Annotated in this window: 3 protein-coding genes; all 3 read left to right on the top strand. The window is 61.2% G+C overall.

Translation table 11 applies throughout. The features are described 5' to 3' along the window. Positions 1-788 (top strand): citrate/2-methylcitrate synthase (locus tag FSO04_RS44920; RefSeq protein ID WP_154567819.1); only part of this gene is annotated, 788 nt, incomplete at its 5' end. Positions 789-1,090: 302 nt separating this feature from the next. Next, positions 1,091-3,688 (top strand): Fe/S-dependent 2-methylisocitrate dehydratase AcnD, encoded by a 2,598-nt coding sequence (acnD, locus tag FSO04_RS44915; protein WP_154567817.1) that lies wholly within the window; start codon positions 1,091-1,093, stop codon positions 3,686-3,688. A 35-nt stretch (positions 3,689-3,723) separates the two neighbouring features. Beyond that, a partial coding sequence (gene prpF / locus FSO04_RS44910; RefSeq protein WP_154567815.1) for a 2-methylaconitate cis-trans isomerase PrpF occupies positions 3,724-4,864 on the top strand: 1,141 nt, incomplete at its 3' end.

Below are 4,864 nucleotides of genomic sequence, written 5' to 3'. Positions count from 1 at the left end.
ACCTGCCGGGCGCACGCGACATCGCCGACAAGCTGATGGCATCGCTCGGTTCGATGCTGCTGTACTGGTACCACTACTCGCACAACGGCAAGCGCATCGAAGTCGAAACCGATGACGATTCGATCGGCGGTCACTTCCTGCACCTGCTGCACGGTGTGGAACCGTCGAAGGCATGGGTCGATGCGATGCATGTGTCGCTGAACCTGTACGCCGAGCATGAATTCAACGCGTCGACGTTCACCGGCCGTGTGATCGCCGGTACGGGTTCGGACATCTACTCGGCGATTACCGGCGCAATCGGTGCGCTGCGCGGCCCGAAACACGGCGGCGCGAACGAAGCCGCGTTCGAGATCCAGTCGCGCTATCAGACGCCGGATGAGGCCGAAGCCGATATCCGCAAGCGCGTCGAAAACAAGGAAGTGGTGATCGGCTTCGGTCACCCGGTGTACACGATTTCCGACCCCCGCAACAAGGTCATCAAGGAAGTCGCGAAGAAGCTCTCGAAGGAAGCGGGCAACCTGAAGCTGTTCAATATCGCCGAGCGACTTGAAACAGTGATGGCAGATGTGAAGAAGATGTTCCCGAATCTCGACTGGTTCAGCGCGGTCTCGTATCACATGATGGGCGTGCCCACGGCGATGTTCACGCCGCTGTTCGTGATCTCCCGCACCGCAGGCTGGAGCGCGCACATCATCGAGCAGCGGATCGATAACAAGATCATTCGTCCAAGCGCAAATTACACCGGTCCCGACGATCTGCCCTTCGTGCCGCTGGCCAAACGCGTCTAAGCCTGTAAGCGCAAAACCGCAAGCGTTTCTCCTCCATTGCGTCTCACGAGAGCGGCGTAATGAAGTTTGGCCTTGGCTCGCTGGAACCCCCGAGCCAAGGCTGTTTTTTTGCGGGGCGGCGTGCGGTACGTTGTGCGGCGCATCAACGAAACACGCAGCAAGCCGGCGCGCCACCGCGAGCTAAACTACACAGACTGTCCGATTGATACGCGAGCGTTGCGCCGTCTGAAAGAGGGGCAGCGGATTGTGAAGCACGGCTGCCGCCATCGTCCCCGGATCATTATTGTTTTGTCCCCTACGCCATGAATACTGCCAACCGCAAACGCCTTCCCGGCACCCAACTGGACTTCTTCGACACGCGTGCCGCCGTCGATGCAATCCAGCCCGGCGCCTATGACAAGCTGCCGTACACCTCGCGCGTGCTGGCCGAAAACCTCGTGCGCCGCTGCGATCCGGTGACGCTGACGGCTTCGCTCAAGCAGATTATCGAACGCAAGCGCGAGCTGGATTTTCCGTGGTTCCCGGCGCGCGTGGTGTGTCATGACATTCTCGGCCAGACCGCGCTGGTCGACCTCGCTGGTCTGCGCGATGCGATTGCATTACAAGGCGGCGATCCCGCGATGGTCAACCCGGTCGTGCCGACGCAGCTCGTAGTGGATCACTCGCTCGCCGTCGAGTGCGGTGGTTTCGATCCGGATGCGTTCGCGAAGAACCGCGCCATTGAAGATCGCCGTAATGAAGACCGCTTCGACTTCATCAACTGGACCAAGCGCGCGTTCAAGAACGTCGACGTGATTCCGCCTGGCAACGGCATCCTGCACCAGATCAACCTCGAGCGCATGAGCCCGGTGGTGCAGGTGAAAGACGGCGTGGCCTTCCCCGATACGCTGGTCGGCACCGACTCGCATACGCCGATGGTGGATGCGCTAGGTGTGATCGCAATCGGCGTGGGCGGTCTTGAAGCGGAAAGCGTGATGCTGGGCCGCGCGTCTTATATGCGGCTGCCGGATATCGTCGGTGTGGAACTCACGGGCAAGCCGGCTGAGGGCATCACGGCGACTGACGTCGTGCTCTCGCTGACCGAATTTCTGCGCAAAGAGAAAGTGGTCGGCGCGTACCTCGAGTTCTACGGTGCAGGCACGGCCAACCTGACGCTCGGCGATCGCGCGACCATCGCCAACATGGCGCCCGAATTCGGCGCGACAGCGGCGATGTTCTACATCGACGAGCAGACCATCAAGTACCTCAAGCTCACCGGCCGCGACGACGAACTCGTCAAGCTGGTCGAGACCTACGCGAAGGAAACCGGCCTGTGGGGCGATACGCTGAAGCACGCCGAGTATGAACGCGTGCTGACGTTCGATCTGTCTACCGTGGTGCGCACGCTGGCGGGTCCGTCAAACCCGCATCGCCGTTTGCCGGTTTCCGAACTGGCCGCGCGTGGGATCAGCGGCAAGGTAGAGAACGAGCCGGGTCTCATGCCAGACGGCGCGGTGATCATCGCTGCGATCACGAGCTGCACGAACACCAACAATCCGCGCAACATGATCGCCGCCGGTTTGCTGGCGCGCAACGCCAATCAACGTGGATTGACCCGCAAGCCGTGGGCGAAGACGTCGCTTGCGCCGGGATCGAAGGCGGTCACGCTGTATCTGGAAGAGGCGGGCCTGTTGCCGGAACTGGAGCAACTGGGCTTCGGCGTGGTCGCGTATGCGTGCACGTCGTGCAACGGCATGTCGGGTGCGTTGGATCCGGTGATCCAGAAGGAAATCGTCGATCGCGATCTGTATGCGACGGCCGTGCTGTCCGGCAACCGTAACTTCGACGGCCGTATTCATCCGTACGCGAAGCAGGCCTTCCTCGCTTCGCCGCCGCTGGTGGTGGCTTACGCGATTGCCGGGACGATCCGCTTCGACATCGAGAAGGATGTGCTGGGCGTCGACGCTGACGGCAACGAGATCAAGCTGAAGGACATCTGGCCGTCGGATGAAGAGATCGACGCGATCGTCGCTTCGAGCGTGAAGCCGGAGCAGTTCCGCAAAGTGTATGAGCCGATGTTCGCGGTCTCCGTCGATACGGGTGAGAAGGCTGATCCGCTGTACGACTGGCGTCCGATGAGCACGTATATCCGCCGTCCGCCGTATTGGGAAGGCGCGCTTGCCGGTGAGCGCACGCTTACGGGCATGCGTCCGCTGGCTGTGCTGGGCGACAACATCACGACCGACCACCTGTCGCCGTCGAACGCGATTCTGGCGGACAGTGCGTCGGGCGAGTACCTCGCCAAGATGGGCTTGCCGGAAGAGGACTTCAATTCGTACGCAACGCACCGTGGCGATCACCTGACCGCGCAGCGCGCCACCTTCGCGAATCCGACGCTGAAGAACGAGATGGTGCTGGAAGACGGCAAGGTGAAGGCGGGTTCGTTGGCGCGCATCGAGCCTGAGGGCAAGGTGACGCGCATGTGGGAAGCAATCGAAACCTACATGGAGCGCAAGCAGCCGCTGATCGTGATTGCCGGTGCTGACTACGGCCAGGGTTCGTCGCGCGACTGGGCAGCGAAGGGTGTGCGTCTTGCTGGCGCGGAAGCGATTGTTGCGGAAGGGTTCGAGCGGATTCACCGCACGAATCTGGTGGGCATGGGCGTGTTGCCGCTGGAATTCAAGCCTGGCGTGAATCGTCTTACGCTCGCAATCGACGGCACCGAAACCTTCGACGTGATCGGCGAACGCAAACCGCGCGCCGACCTCACGCTCGTGATTCATCGCAAGAACGGTGAGCGCGTAGAGGTGCCGGTGACGTGCCGCCTGGATACGGCGGAAGAGGTGTCGATTTACGAAGCCGGCGGCGTGTTGCAACGCTTCGCGCAGGACTTTCTTGAATCGACGAAGGCTGCGGCTTAAGGCTTTTGAGCTTCTCTCATCAGGACACTACTTTCATGGCTCACAAACCTCAGATCAAGATTCCTGCGACGTACATGCGCGGCGGCACTAGCAAGGGTGTGTTCTTTCGGCTGCAGGATTTGCCGGAGGCCGCCCAGGTGCCGGGCGCCGCGCGCGATGCGCTCTTGATGCGAGTGATCGGCAGCCCGGACCCGTATGGCAAGCAGATCGATGGCATCGGCGGCGCGACTTCCAGCACGAGCAAGACGGTCATCATCGCGAAGAGCAGCAAGCCGGATCATGACGTGGACTATCTGTTCGGGCAGGTTTCCATCGACAAGGCGTTTGTCGATTGGAGCGGCAATTGCGGCAATCTTTCTGCTGCGGTGGGGCCGTTTGCGATTAGCGCGGGTCTTGTCGATGCGAGCCGGATTCCGCAGAACGGTGTGGCTGTTGTGCGCATCTGGCAGGCGAATATCGGCAAGACGATCATCGGGAATGTGCCTATTACCGATGGCGCTGTGCAGGAAACCGGCGACTTTGAACTCGATGGCGTGACGTTTCCGGCGGCTGAAGTTCAGCTTGAGTTCATGGACCCGGCTGCCGAAGAGGAGGGCGCGGGCGGCGCGATGTTCCCGACGGGGAATCTGGTCGATGACCTCGAGGTGCCGGGTGTCGGCACGCTGAAGGCGACGATGATCAATGCCGGTATCCCGACCATATTCGTGGATGCGGAAGCGATCGGTTATAAGGGTACCGAACTACAGGACGCTATCAATAGCGACGAGAAGGCGCTCGTAATGTTCGAGACCATTCGCGCGCATGGTGCGGTGCGTATGGGCCTGATCAAGAACATCGATGAGATCGCGACGCGGCAGCATACGCCGAAGGTTGCGTTTGTGGCGAAGCCTGCTGACTACGTTGCTTCGAGTGGCAAGCGTGTTGCCGCGAGTGACGTCGATCTGCTGGTGCGGGCGATGTCGATGGGCAAACTGCATCACGCGATGATGGGGACGGCAGCTGTTGCGATTGGTACGGCAGCAGCGATTTCAGGGACGCTGGTGAATCTTGCTGCAGGTGGTGGGGCGCGCGATGCGGTGCGGTTTGGACATCCGTCGGGGACGCTGCGAGTGGGGGCCGAAGCTCGGGAGGAAGGCGGAGAGTGGACGGTCACCAAAGCAATTATGAGTCGTAGTG

The sequence above is a fragment of the Paraburkholderia madseniana genome (assembly GCF_009690905.1).
Classification (GTDB): Bacteria; Pseudomonadota; Gammaproteobacteria; order Burkholderiales; family Burkholderiaceae; genus Paraburkholderia; species Paraburkholderia madseniana.
Note: the sequence above shows the minus strand (reverse complement) of the source record. Positions and strands in the feature narration are given on the sequence as shown.

Coding starts and splice junctions, on each gene's coding strand:
- acnD (WP_154567817.1), top strand. CDS start 1,091: ATGAATACTGCCAACCGCAAACGCCTTCCCGGCACCCAACTGGACTTC.